The sequence below is a fragment of the Microbacterium sp. MPKO10 genome (genome assembly GCF_026107415.2).
Classification (GTDB): Bacteria; Actinomycetota; Actinomycetes; order Actinomycetales; family Microbacteriaceae; genus Paramicrobacterium.
On sequence record NZ_JAPCHX010000006.1, the window covers coordinates 174,640 to 190,646 of the forward strand.

Annotated in this window: 15 protein-coding genes and 1 tRNA gene; 4 read left to right on the forward strand and 12 right to left on the reverse strand. The window is 64.1% G+C overall.

From position 1 onward, the window contains the following. Positions 1-48 precede the first annotated feature (48 nt). Genes tatA through OK352_RS14430 form a run of 6 tightly spaced genes read right to left on the reverse strand, consistent with a single transcriptional unit; the run spans position 49 to position 5,074 of the window. Positions 49-321 carry a Sec-independent protein translocase subunit TatA gene (gene tatA / locus OK352_RS14405; protein WP_265142200.1) on the reverse strand — a complete coding sequence of 91 codons (273 nt, stop codon included), beginning with the start codon at positions 319-321 and terminating at the stop codon, positions 49-51. Between the two features lie 25 nt (positions 322-346). After that, positions 347-1,360, reverse strand: coding sequence for a helix-turn-helix transcriptional regulator (locus tag OK352_RS14410; RefSeq protein WP_265142201.1), 1,014 nt, complete (start codon positions 1,358-1,360; stop codon positions 347-349). Then, positions 1,357-2,379 carry a helix-turn-helix transcriptional regulator gene (locus tag OK352_RS14415; protein ID WP_265142203.1) on the reverse strand — a complete coding sequence of 341 codons (1,023 nt, stop codon included), beginning with the start codon at positions 2,377-2,379 and terminating at the stop codon, positions 1,357-1,359. The genes OK352_RS14410 and OK352_RS14415 overlap by 4 nt, the downstream gene beginning before the upstream one ends. 48 nt (positions 2,380-2,427) lie before the next feature. Then, on the reverse strand, positions 2,428-3,318 hold the full coding sequence (locus tag OK352_RS14420; RefSeq protein ID WP_265142205.1) for an FKBP-type peptidyl-prolyl cis-trans isomerase: 891 nt from the start codon (positions 3,316-3,318) through the stop codon (positions 2,428-2,430). A gap of 41 nt (positions 3,319-3,359) precedes the next feature. Beyond that, positions 3,360-4,400, reverse strand: coding sequence for a tRNA (adenine-N1)-methyltransferase (locus OK352_RS14425; protein WP_265142206.1), 1,041 nt, complete (start codon positions 4,398-4,400; stop codon positions 3,360-3,362). Then, positions 4,397-5,074 (reverse strand): HAD family hydrolase, encoded by a 678-nt coding sequence (locus tag OK352_RS14430; RefSeq protein WP_265142207.1) that lies wholly within the window; start codon positions 5,072-5,074, stop codon positions 4,397-4,399. The genes OK352_RS14425 and OK352_RS14430 overlap by 4 nt, the downstream gene beginning before the upstream one ends. A gap of 86 nt (positions 5,075-5,160) precedes the next feature. Here OK352_RS14430 and OK352_RS14435 point away from each other — a divergent pair, with 86 nt between their 5' ends. Next, complete coding sequence (locus OK352_RS14435) at positions 5,161-6,459, forward strand: proteasome assembly chaperone family protein (RefSeq protein WP_306387805.1); 1,299 nt, start codon at positions 5,161-5,163, stop codon at positions 6,457-6,459. A 9-nt stretch (positions 6,460-6,468) separates the two neighbouring features. Here the strand turns inward: OK352_RS14435 and mshC are convergent, their stop codons facing one another. Genes mshC through OK352_RS14450 form a run of 3 tightly spaced genes read right to left on the reverse strand, consistent with a single transcriptional unit; the run spans position 6,469 to position 9,962 of the window. Then, on the reverse strand, positions 6,469-7,716 hold the full coding sequence (mshC, locus tag OK352_RS14440) for a cysteine--1-D-myo-inosityl 2-amino-2-deoxy-alpha-D-glucopyranoside ligase (RefSeq protein ID WP_265142208.1): 1,248 nt from the start codon (positions 7,714-7,716) through the stop codon (positions 6,469-6,471). 21 nt (positions 7,717-7,737) lie between these two features. After that, the gene (locus OK352_RS14445) at positions 7,738-8,592 is read right to left on the reverse strand and encodes an undecaprenyl-diphosphate phosphatase (RefSeq protein WP_265142209.1); all 855 of its coding nucleotides are present in this window, start codon (positions 8,590-8,592) and stop codon (positions 7,738-7,740) included. 35 nt (positions 8,593-8,627) lie between these two features. Further along, a complete protein-coding gene (locus tag OK352_RS14450; protein WP_265142210.1) occupies positions 8,628-9,962 on the reverse strand; it encodes a M20/M25/M40 family metallo-hydrolase in 1,335 nt (444 codons plus the stop codon). Positions 9,963-10,073: 111 nt separating this feature from the next. On the opposite strand from OK352_RS14450, the gene OK352_RS14455 reads away from it, so the two are divergent. Both OK352_RS14455 and OK352_RS14460 read left to right on the forward strand, forming a co-directional pair. Continuing rightward, positions 10,074-10,160: transfer RNA gene (locus tag OK352_RS14455), tRNA-Leu, on the forward strand. A gap of 157 nt (positions 10,161-10,317) precedes the next feature. Then, positions 10,318-11,211: a GNAT family N-acetyltransferase gene (locus tag OK352_RS14460; protein ID WP_265142211.1), complete on the forward strand. Its 894-nt coding sequence runs from the start codon at positions 10,318-10,320 to the stop codon at positions 11,209-11,211. Between the two features lie 21 nt (positions 11,212-11,232). Here the strand turns inward: OK352_RS14460 and OK352_RS14465 are convergent, their stop codons facing one another. From OK352_RS14465 to OK352_RS14475, 3 genes are all read right to left on the reverse strand, one after another. Further along, a complete protein-coding gene (locus OK352_RS14465; protein ID WP_265142212.1) occupies positions 11,233-11,886 on the reverse strand; it encodes a response regulator in 654 nt (217 codons plus the stop codon). After that, complete coding sequence (locus OK352_RS14470) at positions 11,883-13,130, reverse strand: histidine kinase (RefSeq protein ID WP_265142213.1); 1,248 nt, start codon at positions 13,128-13,130, stop codon at positions 11,883-11,885. Before OK352_RS14470 ends, OK352_RS14465 begins: the two co-directional genes overlap by 4 nt. Positions 13,131-13,249: 119 nt before the next feature. Beyond that, entirely contained in the window at positions 13,250-15,070 is a 1,821-nt protein-coding gene (locus tag OK352_RS14475) for a DEAD/DEAH box helicase (RefSeq protein ID WP_265142214.1), read from the reverse strand. 109 nt (positions 15,071-15,179) lie between these two features. On the opposite strand from OK352_RS14475, the gene OK352_RS14480 reads away from it, so the two are divergent. After that, positions 15,180-16,004, forward strand: a complete 825-nt coding sequence (locus tag OK352_RS14480; protein WP_265142215.1) for an SGNH/GDSL hydrolase family protein — start codon at positions 15,180-15,182, stop codon at positions 16,002-16,004. The last annotated feature ends 3 nt before the right edge of the window (positions 16,005-16,007 follow it).

A 16,007-nucleotide genomic window follows, 5' to 3' on the forward strand; every position in this document is an offset into this window, starting at 1 on the left:
GCGTCTTCTTCTTGCTGGGGAGTGCGGGCTGTTCAGACACAGCTGTCGTCAGGAGTGAGAGGTCGGATCGTCAGAGGGCTTCTCGGGCGCGGGCGCCGACTCTGACGACGTCGGCGTCGTCTTCTGAGCGCTCTCGCCCTCGGGCTTGGTCTCGCCCGTTGTTGAGGCTTCTTCGTCGTCGTTGTTCTTGATCTCGCTCTTGAAGATCTTCATCGACTGGCCGACGCTGCGCGCGAGCCCGGGAAGTTTCGGGGCGCCAAACAGCAGAAGTACGAGGAAGAGGATGATGACAAGGTGCCATCCATTCAAGTTGCCAAGCATGAAACACCAATCAGTGGAGGTTGGATTAGTCTACAGCGTGTCCCGGCGGGACGCTCGCCGAAGGACGGCGATCGTTCTCGTACCGTGATAGGGCACGGGATGCCCAATCTGCAATCTGCTGACGGGCCTCAGGGGGGTCGATGACGCGGGCGACCCCGGGCAATCCCACGATCAACCGACCGAGACCGGCGATGTGGGCAAGACGGAGGGACGCAATGACTCGGTCAGGGCTTTCCCCCGCCTGAGTAGATGCAATGTATTCATCGATCAGGGGGACGGCATCTTTTGCAATGTCGACCGTCACCGTGATGTCAGCATCTGACGCTTGAAAGAGTGTGTCAGGCAGCGTGACGTCGCTGGCGCGGTGTGTGATCTCGGCATCGATGATCGTGAGATCTGAGATGCGATCGAGCCGAAATGTGCGTACCCCGGAGCGCAGATGGCACCAGGCGCGGATGTACCAATTCTGATCAAGCGAATCGATGCGCAAGGGATCGACGCGTCGACGCTCGCGTTCATCGCGCGCATTGATGTAGGTGAACTCGATCTGCCGCTCTGACGCGACGGCCTCGCGGATTTCAGAGAGGGTCTCGTCAGCTGCTCCCTGCTCGACGGCCACCTGGAGGGGTGCTTCCGACGCTCCGCGGGTGAGCTTGGCCATGAGGCCGCCGACGACGTCGCGATCGGCCTGCTCCGGAAGCGCGGAAAGATACTGGAGGCCCGCGATGAGCGCTGCCGCCTCGCGCGACGAGAACCGTGGAGAGTCATCGATCGCGACCAAGTGCGTGATGATGATCTCGTCATGCTCTTCGAATGCGTCCCAGTCGATGTCGAAGAGATCGTTGTGCTGGTACTGCGTGCTCTCGCCCGGGACGCCCGAGACCGCGATGAGACGCACGGATTGGCGGACCTGATCTTCGGGAACGTCGAAATGCGCCGCGGCTTCGGCGACTGTCGAGTGCCGACGATCGAGCAGATAAGGAACGAGGGAGAGCAGGAACGCGAGCTTATCGCGTGCGCCGGGGGTGCGTGGGTTCACTCGGCCTCCTCCGCATCGGAATGTGCGCTGCGTGTGCGCGTGAGGCGCTGAACGATGGCCGCGCGCAGGCTGGGCGGCGTGAGCGCCTCGGCCTCGGGGCCGAACGCGGCGATCTCATCCGCGAGAATGTTGATATCGGTGAAATGCAGACGGAAATGGTCGCCATCGATTGCCTCGGAGCCGTGCAGCCGTGACAGCCGGAACCACGCGTGTGTGTTCGGATCGGCACGCACTGTCGCGACGTTGCCCTCCCAGATGCGATCAAGGTCACGGAGCGCGGTCGCGGAGAAGCTCTCGGCGTCATCGGGCGCTTCGAATGTGCGGCTTGACGAGCGCGGTGCCTGCAACATGCGCGAGAGCAGAAAGGTGCGGCGTTCGTCGATGTCGACGTCGAGAGCGTACAGATGCCAGCGTCCGCTGTGCTGAACCAGGGCCAGCGGTGCAACGGTTCTCGTGCGCGCCGCAGCATCCCCGGGTTTGATGTAGGGGAACGAGACGACGAGGTGCCGCTCAAGTGCCGTGCGGAGGGGCTCGAAGGCTGCCTCTCGCGTGCGCAGGCGTGGAGCGACCCCGATGACGGGATCAAGCTCGGTGATTCCCAGTGAGCGCAGCTTCATCAGCGCGCGCTGGGACTCTCCCGAGAGCGTCCCCTCGCGCCACACCGTCGCGGCGAGCCCGAGCAGTGTGATCTCCTCGGCCGTAAACGTGACGTCCTCCGGCAGATCGTAGTCGCCCTTGGGAATGCGATAACGGGTGTTCTGCGAGTTGCCCTCTTCATCGGGCGGCGTCACCGTCTCGAGCGGGATGCCGAGGTCACGAATGTCGTCTTTATCTCGCTCGAACTGTCGCTCAAGGCTCGCGTTGTCGCCTCCGGCGGAAAATCGCTGCCGATAACCCTGCACTGTGGAGAGGATTGCGTCCTTGGTCAGTCCCGACTCGGTGGCGACGAGCGCGAGAACAAGGCTGAAGAGGCGTTCCTCGACGGGAACGCGCGGGGCAGCTCGAGTGGAGTCGGACACGAGTTCATCCTAGTGTCGGGCCGGCATTGCAGCATCCGACACTCCCGGTCAGAGAATGCCGAGAACGTCGATCACGTAGATGGAGGTGTCGCCGTCCGACGTCGGCACAAGGGCGATCACCTGGGACCCCACAGCGACGCCGTCGAGAGCCGAGGTGAGTTCGTCCGGAGCTTCCTGCATGGGAATCGTCTTGGGCGACCCGTCGGACCACGTCGATGAGGTAATCGATTCGTTGTTCCACGATGCTTTCTGGATGTGCGCGAGAACGGTGTCTGACTGTGTCACCTTCTCGCCGCCGCCGAGTTTGAGCAGAGCCGATGTCGGCTCGGTCGGCGCGTCGGTGTTCGGGATCGTGATTCCCGGCGTGCCGTCGGGAGCGACGGCGACCGAAGGCAGGCCGGGCTGCACGACGGGAACGTTGATGCCGTTCGCCTTGCCGAGATAGGACTTCTCAACGTCGATGACCATCACAAGAGTGTCGTCTGACTTGACGCCGTACTGGGGATTCCCGGTCTCGCCGAAGCCCTCGTCTGGAGTGATCGTGGCGACGAGACGTGATCCTACGGTGTGGCAGGCCAGGGCATCCGCCATGCCGGGGAGCATTCCCGCGGGGCTCGCCGGCTGGAGGTCGTCATACGGCGTCGCGAAGATCTTCTCGCCCGTGCGGCCGTTGTAGAGCGACCACGCGAGCTCGACGACTTCGTTGCCCTGGAGCTCTGCCCCGTCGCCTTCGATCACCGTGCTCACCTGCGTTGACGGCGCGTACAGGGGCGACGGGATGGAGACCTTCGGCTCGGCGCCGAAGTCGCCGCTGACGGACACCTGGCTCGAGGCGTCTCCGGGCTCGACGCACGCGGCCCCGGTTGATGCGCTGGAGCAACCGCTCAGTGTCGCGGTGACGAGTGCTGCGGACAGGAGCACGGCGGGTGCGTAGCGCACGGTACCTCGTTTCGGTGTCACGGACGTCGTTCTGGTCAAGTTTAGTGTGCCTCGCCGGGTGTGTCGGTCGCGCCCGGTTCTGAGTCGTCGAGACCACGGGCCTTCGACGCGGCAGCGCCGGCCTCAGCGAGGCGTGCGCGCTTGCGCAGGATTTTGGTGCTCACCGACCGTTCGCCGAGCGCTCCGGGCGTCCAGGCTTCGACGTCGTCGTCGTTGAAGTCGCTCTTCGAAGCCCTGCGCTTCAGTTCGGGAAGCACGGCGCCGGGCGCAAGTCTGCGGGCGGTGATGAGGAAGCCGGTGTGACCGATCATTCGGTGTTCGGGGCGCACGGCGAGTCCTTCGACATGCCAGCCGCGCACCATCGTCTCCGTCGAGGCCGGATTGGTGTACAAGCCGCTGTCGCGGATCGCCTCGGCGACGCGTGAGAGCTGGGTGACCGTTGCGACGTAGCAGAGCAGCACTCCCCCAGGTGTGAGAGCGTCAGAGACGACGTCGAGACACTCCCACGGTGCGAGCATGTCGAGCACGACGCGGTCGACGCTCGCCGCGGGCGCAGCATCCGGAAGCGTGTCGACAAGGTCACCGACCGTGATCGTCCAGGTGCGGGGGTCAGTGCCGAGAAACGTGCCGACGTTGCCGCGGGCGACGTCGGCGAACTCCTCACGGCGCTCGAAGGACATCAGTCTGCCTGCCGGGCCGATGGCGCGCAGCAGCCAGAGTGACAGCGCCCCCGAGCCGACACCGGCCTCGACGACCGTCGCCCCGGGGAAGATGTCGGCTTGTGCGATGATCTGGGCGGCATCTTTCGGATAAATAATCGCCGCTCCCCGCGGCATCGACATCGCGAAATCTGCGAGAAGGGGCCGCAGCGTCAGATAGTCGATTCCTGCAGAATTCGTTACGACGGAGCCGTCCGGTTTGCCGATGATGTCGTCGTGCTCGATCAGGCCCTTGTGCGTGTGAAATTGGCGGCCCGCTTCCAGCGTGATCGTGTTGCGTTTGCCCTTCGGCCCGGTCAGCTGCACGCGGTCGCCCACGCGAAACGGTCCGCTGTTCTGGGGGCGTTCGGTCGGAGTCGTCATGCCGGGGCATCCTTATCGGGGAAGGGAAGGGAGAAAAGATCGTCGACCGTGCGCCCCTCAAGGGTAGGCCAGAGTGTGTAGTCGGAACTGTCATCGAGGGACACCGCGTGCGGAATGGCGAGAGAGCGGGCGCCGGAGGCGACGGCAGCTGAGAGCCCGTTGTGCGAGTCTTCCACGGCGATGCAGTCGGCAATCGGGACGCCGAGGCGCTCGGCCGCGGTCAGATACGCCTCGGGATGCGGCTTGGGCTGCGCTACCTCGTCCCCGGTGACCAGCAGCTCAAACGCCTCGAAGGGCAGATGGCCGACGACCTGCTCCGCCATGGCACGGACGGACATCGTGACGAGAGCCATGCGGACACCGCGTGCGTTCAGCTCTGACAGCATCCGCTGTGCCCCCGGACGAAACGGGACTCCGTCTGTGGTCAGCCGGTGCCGCACCGCTGTCGTGAGGTGAGAGACGATGTCGTCCGGCACCATGTCAACGCCATGGTCGCGCAGAATCTGCGCCGATTCCCACAGGCCGGCACCCACGAGGGTCATGGAGTCCTCGTACGTCCAAGTGCGGCCGTGCGCCTCGACGAGGGCGGTTTCGGCCTGGATCCAGTACGGTTCGGTGTCGACGACGGTTCCGTCCATGTCCCACAGAACGGCCGCCGGAGCTATGGCAGTCACGTGTCACCATGCTACCGGCTTGCGCTTGCGCCTATTCTGGGATGAGCGCCGGATTCTCGGTGACCGACGAAAAGACATGGATGCGTGTGACTGACGGACTGGATTTCTTGGGCGGACGACTGCTGGTCGTGGCGTTCGAAGGGTGGAACGACGCGGGCGATGCCGCCACGGGAGCGGTTCGGATGCTGAAGGACCAACTCGAGCTCGTGCCGCTATTCGACGTCGATCCCGAGCTGTACTTCGACTTCCAGTTCAACAGACCAGTGATCTCTGCCGACGCCGAGGGGCGGAAGCGACTGACCTGGCCGAGCGCCACCCTGTACGGCCCTGCACACCCGGCGGAGCCTGTCCACGGGCTCGCCGATGATGCCGAGATGCACATCAGCGGCTCGAACAATGACAATGTCTATCTGCTGGTCGGAACTGAGCCGTCGCGCAGTTGGAAGGCATTCTGCGCTGAGCTTCTCGACGCCGCGCTGACCCACGACATCTCGGCGATCATCTGCCTCGGGGCGATGCTCGCCGATGTTCCTCACACTCGCCCGATCAGCGTGTTCACGAGCAGCGAGAGCGCTGAGGTTCGTCAGGCCCTCGACATCGAGCGCAGCAGCTACGAGGGGCCTGTCGGAGTGCTGAGCGCCCTGTCGGATGCCGCGGACATCCTCGACATCCCGACGCTGTCGATCTGGGCGTCTGTGCCGCATTACGTGCAGCACTCCCCCTCGCCGAAGGCGATGCTCGCACTGATCGACAAACTGGAGGAACTCGTCGACGTGGTGATCCCTCGTGGCGAGCTGATGGAGCAGGCCGAGGAGTGGGAGCAGACGATCAACTCGCTCGCGTCCGATGACGAGGAGATGGCGGCGTACATCCAGCAGCTGGAAGCGGCGCGCGACACGGTCGAAGCGCCCGAAGCGAGCGGGGAGGCGATTGCTCGTGAGTTCGAGCGCTACCTGCGCACCTCTGATGGCCCGAGGGGCGCGGTCAGTAGCGAAGACCCGAAGAAGGCACCGGGAGCTGTGGCCAGCGAAGACCATCAGTGGGCACCGAGAAGGCCGGCAGACGATGCCGCACAGCGTCGAGATGACGCGGCGAACGAGTCGGAGAGTTCTGTTGAGCCCGCCGAAGACGCGTCACCGGCCGATGATCTTGACGCATCTCTTGATCCCGCCTCATCCGCCGATCGGGATGCTGATTCAGGCGACGAACTTGACAACGTGAATGGGGCCGACACGAGCGAGGCCAGCGCTGACGGGGATCGCGAGGACGAGGCCGACACGAGCGACGGGACGACCGGCCGAGACGCGGATGCTGACTCCGAGGAGGATGCTGGTCACAAACGGGACACCGGAACAGAGGACGATCCCGACGCGGACAGAGACTGACCGCGAGCCTCAGTCGAGTTTGATGCCCAGCAGTGCGTGAATCGCGGCTCTGACGGCGCCGGCATCGTCGACGCCGGAATGCGCCGCCTCATCCGCGATCGCGAGGGCGGCGGGCGTGTCGAGGTCATGCCTGAGAGCCGCTCTCAGATCGTGCAGCACGGTTGACGTCGAGGCACCGGACGAGGCGTCAGAGCGAAGCCCGCGTGACCAGGACGCGATCCGGTCGGCAGCAGTGGGCACAAGATCGTCCGTCCACTCCCAATCGGCGCGGTAGTGGTGCGCGAGGATCGCCAGGCGGATGTTGCGAGCATCAACGCCCTGCGCGCGGAGGTCGGAGACGCGCACGAGGTTGCCCAGCGACTTCGACATCTTCTCGCCCTGATACGCGACCATGCCCGTGTGGCTGAAGACTCGAGCGAGCGGTCGGCCGGAAAGTGCCGCGGCATGCGCAGCACTCAATTCGTGATGCGGGAAGACGAGATCGCTTCCGCCTCCCTGAACGGTGAAGTCTGCTCCCAGCTCGCGGAGGGCGATGACCGAGCATTCGATGTGCCAACCGGGGCGGCCATTACCGAGAGGTGACGGCCATTGTGGCTCTCCGGGACGGGCCGACCGCCAGACGAGCGGGTCGATCGGGTCGCGTTTGCCCGTGCGGTCGGGGTCTCCCCCACGTTCACGCGACAGGGCCAGCATCGTGTCGCGGTCGTAGCCGCTCTCGGAGCCCAGCGTCCACACGCCCTGAGCCTCGGCCGCGGCGATATCGAAGTAGACGTCGTCTCCAGCCGGCGAATCCGGGGTGTCGACGCGATAAGCCGTGCCATTCTGCAGCATCCGTTCGACGGCAGCACCGATCGGCTCGATGACCTCGGTCACCGCGATGAAGTCATCGGGCGGGATGACCGCGAGAGCCTCCATGTCATGACGGAAGAGATCGATCTGCTCGTCGGCGAGGTCTCGCCATGAGACGTTCGTCGCCGTCGCACGCTCAAGCAGCGGATCGTCGATGTCGGTGATGTTCTGCGCGTAGTGCACAGTGAGCCCGGCATCCCGCCAGACACGCTGCAACGTGTCGTAGGCAACGTACGTGGCCGCATGCCCCATGTGTGTGGCGTCATACGGGGTGATTCCGCAGACATACAAGCGGGCCGTCTCGCCTGTCTGCGCCTCAACGAGCGAGGCAGTTGCGGTGTCCCAGAGACAGGGCGGCGTCGATTCGCCGGGAACGACAGGGATCTCAGGGGTGGGCCAGGACTGCATGGTCCCAGCCTAATGCTCGGCTCAGGGGGCCAGGACTCCGGTGAGCATCAGCACGATGAGCGCACCGCCCAACAGAATCCGGTAGATCACGAACGGGAGGAAGCTGTGGTTCGAAATCCACTTCATGAAGAAGGCGATCACGACGATCGCGACACCGAACGCGACAATCGTGGCGACAAGCGTCTCGACCGGCCCGAAAATGTCGGGCGTGCAACCGGTCATCCCGGGCTCGCAGGGCGAGACGATGCCTTTGGCCAACTGATAGAACCCGCTGCCGAGAACGGCGGGGATCGCGAGGAGGAAGGCGTAACGTGCTGCTGACTCGCGTGAGTACCCGAGGAACAAACCAGCCGTGATGGTTCCGCCGGAGCGTGAGACTCCGGGGATCAGCGCCATCGCCTGGGCGAATCCGTAGATGATGCCGTGCCCGTAAGTCAGGTCGTTGAGTTGGCGACGTTTGGCCCCGACCCAGTCAGCGATGCCGAGCAGCACGCCGAAGACGATCAGCGTGGTGGCTGTGAACCACAGGGAGCGAAGAACGGTCTCGATGGCATCTTGGAAGAGCAGGCCGAGAACGACGATCGGGACGCTGCCAATGATGATGAGCCAGCCCATGCGCGCATCGGGATCATTGCGCGGGATCTTCCCGCGGAGCGCACGGAACCAGGCGCCGATGATCCGAACAATGTCACGCCAGAAGAAGATGATGACGGCGGTTTCGGTGCCGATTTGGGTGATTGCCGTGAATTGCGCGCCCGGGTCCTCTCCGGTCCCCAGGAATGCCCCAACGATGCGCAGGTGTGCGCTTGAAGAGACAGGAAGAAACTCGGTGAGCCCCTGGACGATGCCGAGAATGATTGCGTTGATGAGATCCATGTACCGGGTTTCCGCGTGAAAAAGTGTTCTGGTCGTCAGTAGGTGCTGAGCAGATCCGTCAGAACCTGCCTGCCAAAGACTAATGCGTCCAGAGGAACTCTTTCATCGACACCATGGAACATTCCTGGGAAGTCCATGTCCGGGGGCAGACGAAGCGGTGCGAACCCGTAACCGGCGATTCCGAGTGCAGAAAGCGCCTTGTTGTCCGTGCCGGCCGGCATCAGGTAGGGAAGCACCGGTGCGCCGGGATCGAACCTGTGCAGCGAACTCTTCACCGCGTCGATCAGCGCACCCGAGAACGGATTCTCGAGGCCGACGTCGCGATGGTTGACCTCCACCTCGATATGGTCACCGACAAGTTTTTGAACCTGGGCGATGACGTCATCTTCCTCCCCCGGCATCGCCCGGATATCGAGGCGTGCCTCCGCCGTGTCTGGAATCACATTGCTCTTGTATCCGGCCTCGAGCATCGTCGGGTTTGTCGTCGTGCGCAGGGATGCCTGGAGGAATCCCGCGGCCGTCCCGGTCGACAGCAGCAGTTCGTGTGGAGAGATCGTCTCGACATCAGCATCCAGAATGCGTGCGATCTCGCGCAGCAGACGATCCGTTGTCGATGTCAGCCGAACCGGCCATTCCTGTGTACCGACCGCGGCGACAGCGCGAGCAAGAGTGGTGATCGCGTTATCGTGCATAACCCGTGACCCGTGCGACGCGGTTCCACGCGCCCGCAGCGTGAGCCACACAAGGCACTTCTCCCCCGTCTGCAGCAAGTACGCACGCTGGCCGCTGACGTCGATCGAATAACCGCCGACCTCGCTGATCGCCTCGGTGGCACCGTCGAAAAGCTCTGGGCGATTCTTCACAAGGTGGTGAGAGCCGAGCACCCCGCCGTTCTCTTCGTCGGCGAAGAAGGCGACGACAAGATCGCGCTCCGGCTGCCCCGTGGCGAGGATGTCCTTGAGGCTCGTCAGGATCATGGCATCCATGTCCTTCATGTCGACAGCTCCGCGGCCCCACAGCATCCCGTCTCTTACGACACCGGCGAACGGGTCGACCGACCAGTTTCGCGGATCAGCGGGAACGACATCGAGATGCCCGTGCACGACAAGCGCCGGCTTGCTCGAGTCGCGACCTTCGATGCGTGTCACGAGGCTTGTGCGTCGCGGTTCGGAGTCGAAGAGCTGCGAGGAGATCCCCAACGTGCTCAAGTATGCCTCGACGTATTCAGCGGCCTCGGTCTCTCCTTTCGACTTCCCACTGCCATAGTTTGTGGTGTCGATGCGAATGAGATCGCGGGTGATGCGCGCTGTTTCCTCGAGCTCGTCGGGCTCGCCCGAGACATTGGAACCGTCGTCGATCGTCGTGCTCATGATTCAACGGTACCGGTGAGCGCGACGACGAGCCGCTGTGTTCAAAGTGGGCTCGATTTCATGCTAGAGTCTTACCTCGGCGCCGGAGACATCTGGAGCCGAAAATATCTCGCGCGGGTGGCGGAATTGGTAGACGCGCTAGCTTGAGGTGCTAGTGCCCACATATAGGGCGTGGGGGTTCAAGTCCCCCCTCGCGCACACGAGAGAAAAAGAGCCGGATCGAAAGATCCGGCTCTTTTATTTTTGCCTGATCCGTGCGCGGGACGGCTTAAGGGCCAGAAGGTGTGGCCGCACGATCGGCGAAGATGTACGGCTGTCGGATCGATCGATGCGACACCGGGAGTAAGATCTGCCCATGCCGATTTCGACATTGAGTTGGATGCTGATCGAGGACGATGCGGATCGGAAGAAACGCATCGGCGACGCGGTGCGGCACGTCGTGGCGCAGCGCTCGTCAGCCGAGCATCGCGCGATCGACGTCCCCGAGCTTTCAGACGGGGAGATCTGGCTCCTGCGCGACGGCGCGGCAGAGCTCGCATCACTCTGGGTTCTGCACGACGGTACCCGAGTCGTCCTGGGTGACGTCACCGTGCAAGACGCCTCACTGGTTACCGGTCGCCTTCTGTGGACTGAACTTCGGGCGCTCGCCGGCCGGCGCGGCTGGACAGACAGCATTCACGTGAGCGAGCTCGGACACAATCCCGTCATCGCCGAGTGCGCATCGGCCGCCGATGCTGTGCGTGTGGCAACGAAGATGCAGGTAGATGTCGCTCGGGTGCCCCCGGCGCGCGGCATCGTGCTTGAGCCGATGACCGAGGAGGCCTTCATCGCATACCAATCGGCCACGATCATCGAGTACGCACGGGAGCTTCGCTCAAACGGCTTGGCCGGCAGCACGGACGAGGCACAGAAGCGCTCGGCGGAGCAGCATGCCGAGCTTCTTCCCAGAGGTCTGGCGACGCCAGGCGAGAACTTATGGACGGTGAAAGACGGGTCTGAGGCTGTCGGTATCCTCTGGGTGCACACCGATGAGACACGCGGGTTCATTTACGACATTGAGATGCGCGAAACGGCGCGTGGACGCGGGTACGGCACCCAGACGCTGCGCGCTGCGGCCGGCTTCACGCGCGACGCCGGATTACCGATGCTCGCGCTCAACGTCTTCGGCGGTAACGAAGGCGCGCGCCGTTTGTACGCACGGGAGGGCTTCGCTGTCACAGAGACTATGTGGTCGATGCCGCTGGGCTGACGGAGGTCACAGAGCAGCACGTCAAACAAGTCCTGTTCGATGCGCGAGGATCACGGCGCCGATGCGATCGCGCACATCAAGCTTCGCGAGAACGCGTCCGACGTGCGTTTTCACCGTGGACTCGGCCAGAAAGAGTCGCTCTGCGATCTCGTTGTTGGTGAGTCCCTCACCGATCAGCTCGAGGACGGCGCGCTCACGTTCCGACAGAAGCGCAATCTGATCGGATGCTGCTGAGCCGCCGCTCTCGGGCAGAGAACCACCGTATAACTCGAGCAGCCGTTTTGTGACGCGCGGTGAAATGGCCGCGTCCCCAACGTGGACGGCGCGCACCGCTGCACTCAGCTGGTCTGGTGGGGCGTCCTTCACGAGGAACCCACTGGCTCCGGCGTTGAGCCCGCTGAAGGCATACTCGTCAAGATCGAACGTGGTGAGAATGATGACCTTCGTCTCGGGGCGTTCCGCGATGATTCGACGCGTTGCCTCAATGCCGTCAGCCCCGGGCATCCGCACATCCATGAGAATGACGTCTGGTTTCAGCTCTCGTGCCCTCGCGACCCCCGACTCGCCGTCCGAAGCCTCGCCGACGATGGCGAAGTCCGGGACGTCGCCGAGCACCATGGCCAGCCCGAGCCGCATGAGATCCTGATCGTCGACAAGAAGAATCCTGATCGTCATTGCGTGCTGCCGTCCTGCCTGGGGATCCTGAACCGCACGGTCCAGCCCGAGTCGGTGGAGTCGGCCTGCGCGTCGCCCCCGAAGATCTTGGCCCGTTGCTGCATCCCCCTGATTCCCCGCCCGGCGTCCGCGCCTCTCGCAGCATCCTGTTTGCCGTCGTCTGTGACCGTCACTGTGGTTCCTTCCGCGTAGTCCAACTCGACGCGGACGTCGGTGGGCTGTTCCGCGTGTTTCAGCACATTCGTCAGTGCTTCTTGAACGGTACGGTACACGGCGAGCTGCACCCCGGCAGAGGCGGGCGGCGTTCCCGACTGCTGAACCGTCACAGGAAGGCCAGCGTGCACGAAATCGTCGATGAGCGTCGGAAGCTGTGCAAGCGTCGGCTGCGGTGATCGCGCCGCGTCATCGCCCAGGGCGCTGAGCATGCGACGTGTGTCGGCCAGCGATCGTCGGCCGGTGTCGGCGATGTGCTCGACCGCGCGGGTGACGTCGGCGTACCCTGTCGCACCGTCTAATCGGGAGTGCGCACCGTCTGCCAGCCGAACCATGACAGTGAGACCGTGAGCGATGACGTCGTGCATCTCACGGGCGATGTGCTCTCGTTCGTCAGCGACAGCCAGCTGCGCGCTCTGTTCCTGTTCACGCTCGACAGCAGCCGCATGGTCGACAAGGGCAGAGACATAGAGACGACGCTCGCGAATGCTGATCCCGAGAGCGAGAACAGCGAAGTAGATCGTGATGAGGAAAAGCGCGTTCCCGACGCCAATGTGCGGAACAGCGATCCCGATGACCATGAGAATAACGGCGAGCACGGCGAATGCACTCTGCGCCACACGTGACGCACGCTCCGCTGTGTCGGGCTGGTGCGCGCCCAGAGAGTATGCCGCGATCACCGTCGCGGTGGCCCCAGCCCATCCGAAGGGCAGCGTGATGACCCCGACGAAGGCGACAATGGCGAAGACAAGAACGGGACGCGCACGTCGGAGGGCGAGAGCGGCGCATGCGGCGACGGCGAGAACGTACCGGGCGATGACGAGCCACAGCTGATACGACCCATCTGCATTCACCCCGGGATCTCCCGGCCGCCCAAGCACATCTTGTGCGATCGCGAGCAGCCAGACGGCGAGCAGGACGCTGGCAAGACTGATATCGATGGCGCGCGGATGTGTCGCGATGAACCGGCCGAGCCTTCCGGGAGGTCGGGGCGGATTCTGTGTCGCCGAAGCCGTGGTTGCAGTTGTCACGTTCACCTCTCGTTCCTGATCTGAATCGAGAGTACGCGGCACGCTGCGACTGTGGCATCAGCCCGTGGTACCTCTGGAGAGGGACAGCAGGACGATTTTCGCCGCCCTCGAGCGCCGGGTCAGCGGGAGCTTCCCAGCTTCTTCCGCAGAAAATCGATGCGCGCCTGCAGCTGCGTCACGCTCGCCTGCGGCACCGCGGGTCCGCCGCAGACGCGCCGCAACTCCGCATGCACAAGCCCGTGCGGCTGGTTCGTGTTCTTGGCGTACAGACCGACGAGGCTGTTCAGCAGACTGCGTTGCTCTTTGAGCGTGCGGTACAGCGGCTTGCTGGCCTCCAGCTCGTCCGGTGGGGCGCTCTTCTGCCGTGCCTCGATACGTTTGGCCTGCCTGCGGTGACGCTGCGTCAACAACTCGTGAACCTGCTCCGGCTCCAAAAGACCAGGAAGCCCGATGAACTCGAGCTCCTCCTCGGTCTCCGGCTGGGCATAACTGCCGAATTCCGTGCCGTCGAACACGACCCGGTCGAACTGCGCATCGCTCGAGATCGCCTCGAAGCTGAACTCGTCCATCAGACTGTCCGAGGCCTTGTCCGGTCTGTTCGCGTCGGCAACCAGGGCGTCCTCCGGATTCCAGAGCTCCCCCTCCCCTGCGCCGGAATCCTGTCTGTCTAGCGCATGGTCGCGCTCCCGCTCCAGCTCATTCGCCAGTGCCATCAGCTGAGGAACATTGGGGAGAAACACGGATGCTGTCTCGCCGCGCCGACGCGATCGGACGAACCGGCCGATGGCCTGTGCGAAGAACAGCGGCGTCGATGAGCTTGTCGCATAGACACCGACGGACAGCCGCGGAACATCGACGCCTTCGGACACCATGCGCACGGCCACGAGCCACCGGCTGTCACTCGACGCGAACTGCTCGATCCTGTCGCTCGCCTCCTTCTCGTCAGAGAGCACGACCGTCGGCTGCTCTCCCGTCAGAGAGTGCAGGATCGCCGCGTAGGCTCGCGCGGCGTAGTGGTCTGTGGCGATCACCAGCCCACCAGCATCCGGAATCGCGTGACGCACCTCGGTCAGACGGCGGTCTGCGGCGGCAAGAACCTGGGGAACCCACTCGCCTTCTGGATCGAGCGCTGTTCGCCACGCCTGCGAAGTGATGTCTTTCGTGTTGTCTTCGCCGAGGCGGGCCTCCATCTCGTCGCCCGTGCTGGTGCGCCAGCGCATGTGCCCCGCATAGACCATGAAGATGACCGGCCGCACGACACCGTCGGTCAGCGCGCGGCCGTATCCGTAGCTGTAGTCGGTCTGAGAGGTTCGGATCCCGTACCTGTCGGGCAGATACGTGACGAACGGAATGGGCGCCGTGTCCGATCGGAATGGCGTTCCCGTCAGCAGCAGCCGCCGTGTCGCGCCTTCGAACGCCTCGCGGATCGCATCTCCCCAGCTGAGCGCATCGCCGCCGTGGTGCACTTCATCGAGGACGACGAGGGTGCGCGACGACACGGTGATGTCGCGGTGCAGCGATGCGCGCACGGCGACCTGAGCGTACGTGACGACGACGCCGTGGTAGTGCCCCGCATACCGGCCCTGCCGGTTCGTGAATGTGGGATCGAGCCGAATGCCTGCGCGATGGGCGGCCTCGGCCCACTGCTTCTTCAGATGCTCCGTCGGTGCTACGACGGTGATCCGATCCACTGTGCGGTTCGCCAGCAGCTCGGCGGCAAGACGCAGCGCGAACGTTGTTTTGCCTGCTCCAGGCGTCGCGGCAGCGAGAAAGTCGCGCGGCTCGTCGGTGAAGTAGGCATCCATCGCCTCCTGCTGCCACGCGCGAAGCTTGCCGACGGTTCCCCAGGCGGCCCGTTCGGGAAACGTCGGCGACAGGTGTTCTGCCGCGGACGTGCCGATGCGGGGTGTGGTGTGCTGCAGGGAATCAGGGGTACTCACGACTTTCGTACTGTACCCGACCAAACCGACAGAGCATCATCCGGCGCACGGGTCAACGGGCAACGCGATACGGTAAAACAGACACGACTTCGGAGGGACGGTGTTTTCTGTGACAGACAGCACGCAGCAGCCACGTGACGCAGCGGATTCCTCACAGCAGCATCCCTGGTCGCGGTACGTGGCGATCGGCGATTCGTTCACGGAAGGAATCGGCGACCCCGAGCCGTCGCTTCCCGGCGGGCACCGTGGCTGGGCCGACCGCGTCGCCGAGGTGCTGAGTCAGGGATCACGTGACTTCGCCTACGCGAACCTCGCCGTGCGCGGCAAGCTGATCCGGCAGATCGTCGACGACCAGATCGAGCCGGCACTCGACCTGCACCCCGACCTCATCACGATTTCGGCGGGAGGCAACGACGTGATTCGGCCGGGCAGCGATCCTGACGCCATCGCCGAGCTCTTCGATTCCGCCATCTCCCGTCTGCGCAGCGACAACGCGACTGTCGTCGTGTTCACCGGAGTGGATGTCGGGTTCTCCCCCGTATTCCGGGGCATCCGCGGCAAAGTCGCGATCTATAACGAGAACATCAGGGCGATCGCGGATGCTCATGACTGCATCGTTGCCGACCAGTGGGCGCTGAAGAGCGTGCAAGACACCCGGATGTTCGCTCCCGACCGGCTGCACATGAACCCTCTCGGACACCACGAGGTGGCGCGGATGGTGCTGCGAGCCCTCAACGTCCCGAACGAACTCAAGCCGATGGAACCCGAACCGCTCCCCTCGCGCTCCTGGCGCCAGGCCCGCGGTGAAGACCTTGTGTGGGCGCGCGAATATCTCGTCCCCTGGGTGTTGCGGCGCATCCGACACCAGTCGTCGGGTGACAACGTCTCGCCCAAGAGACCCACGGCCGCACCGTATCTGCCGACTGGCGACTGATCG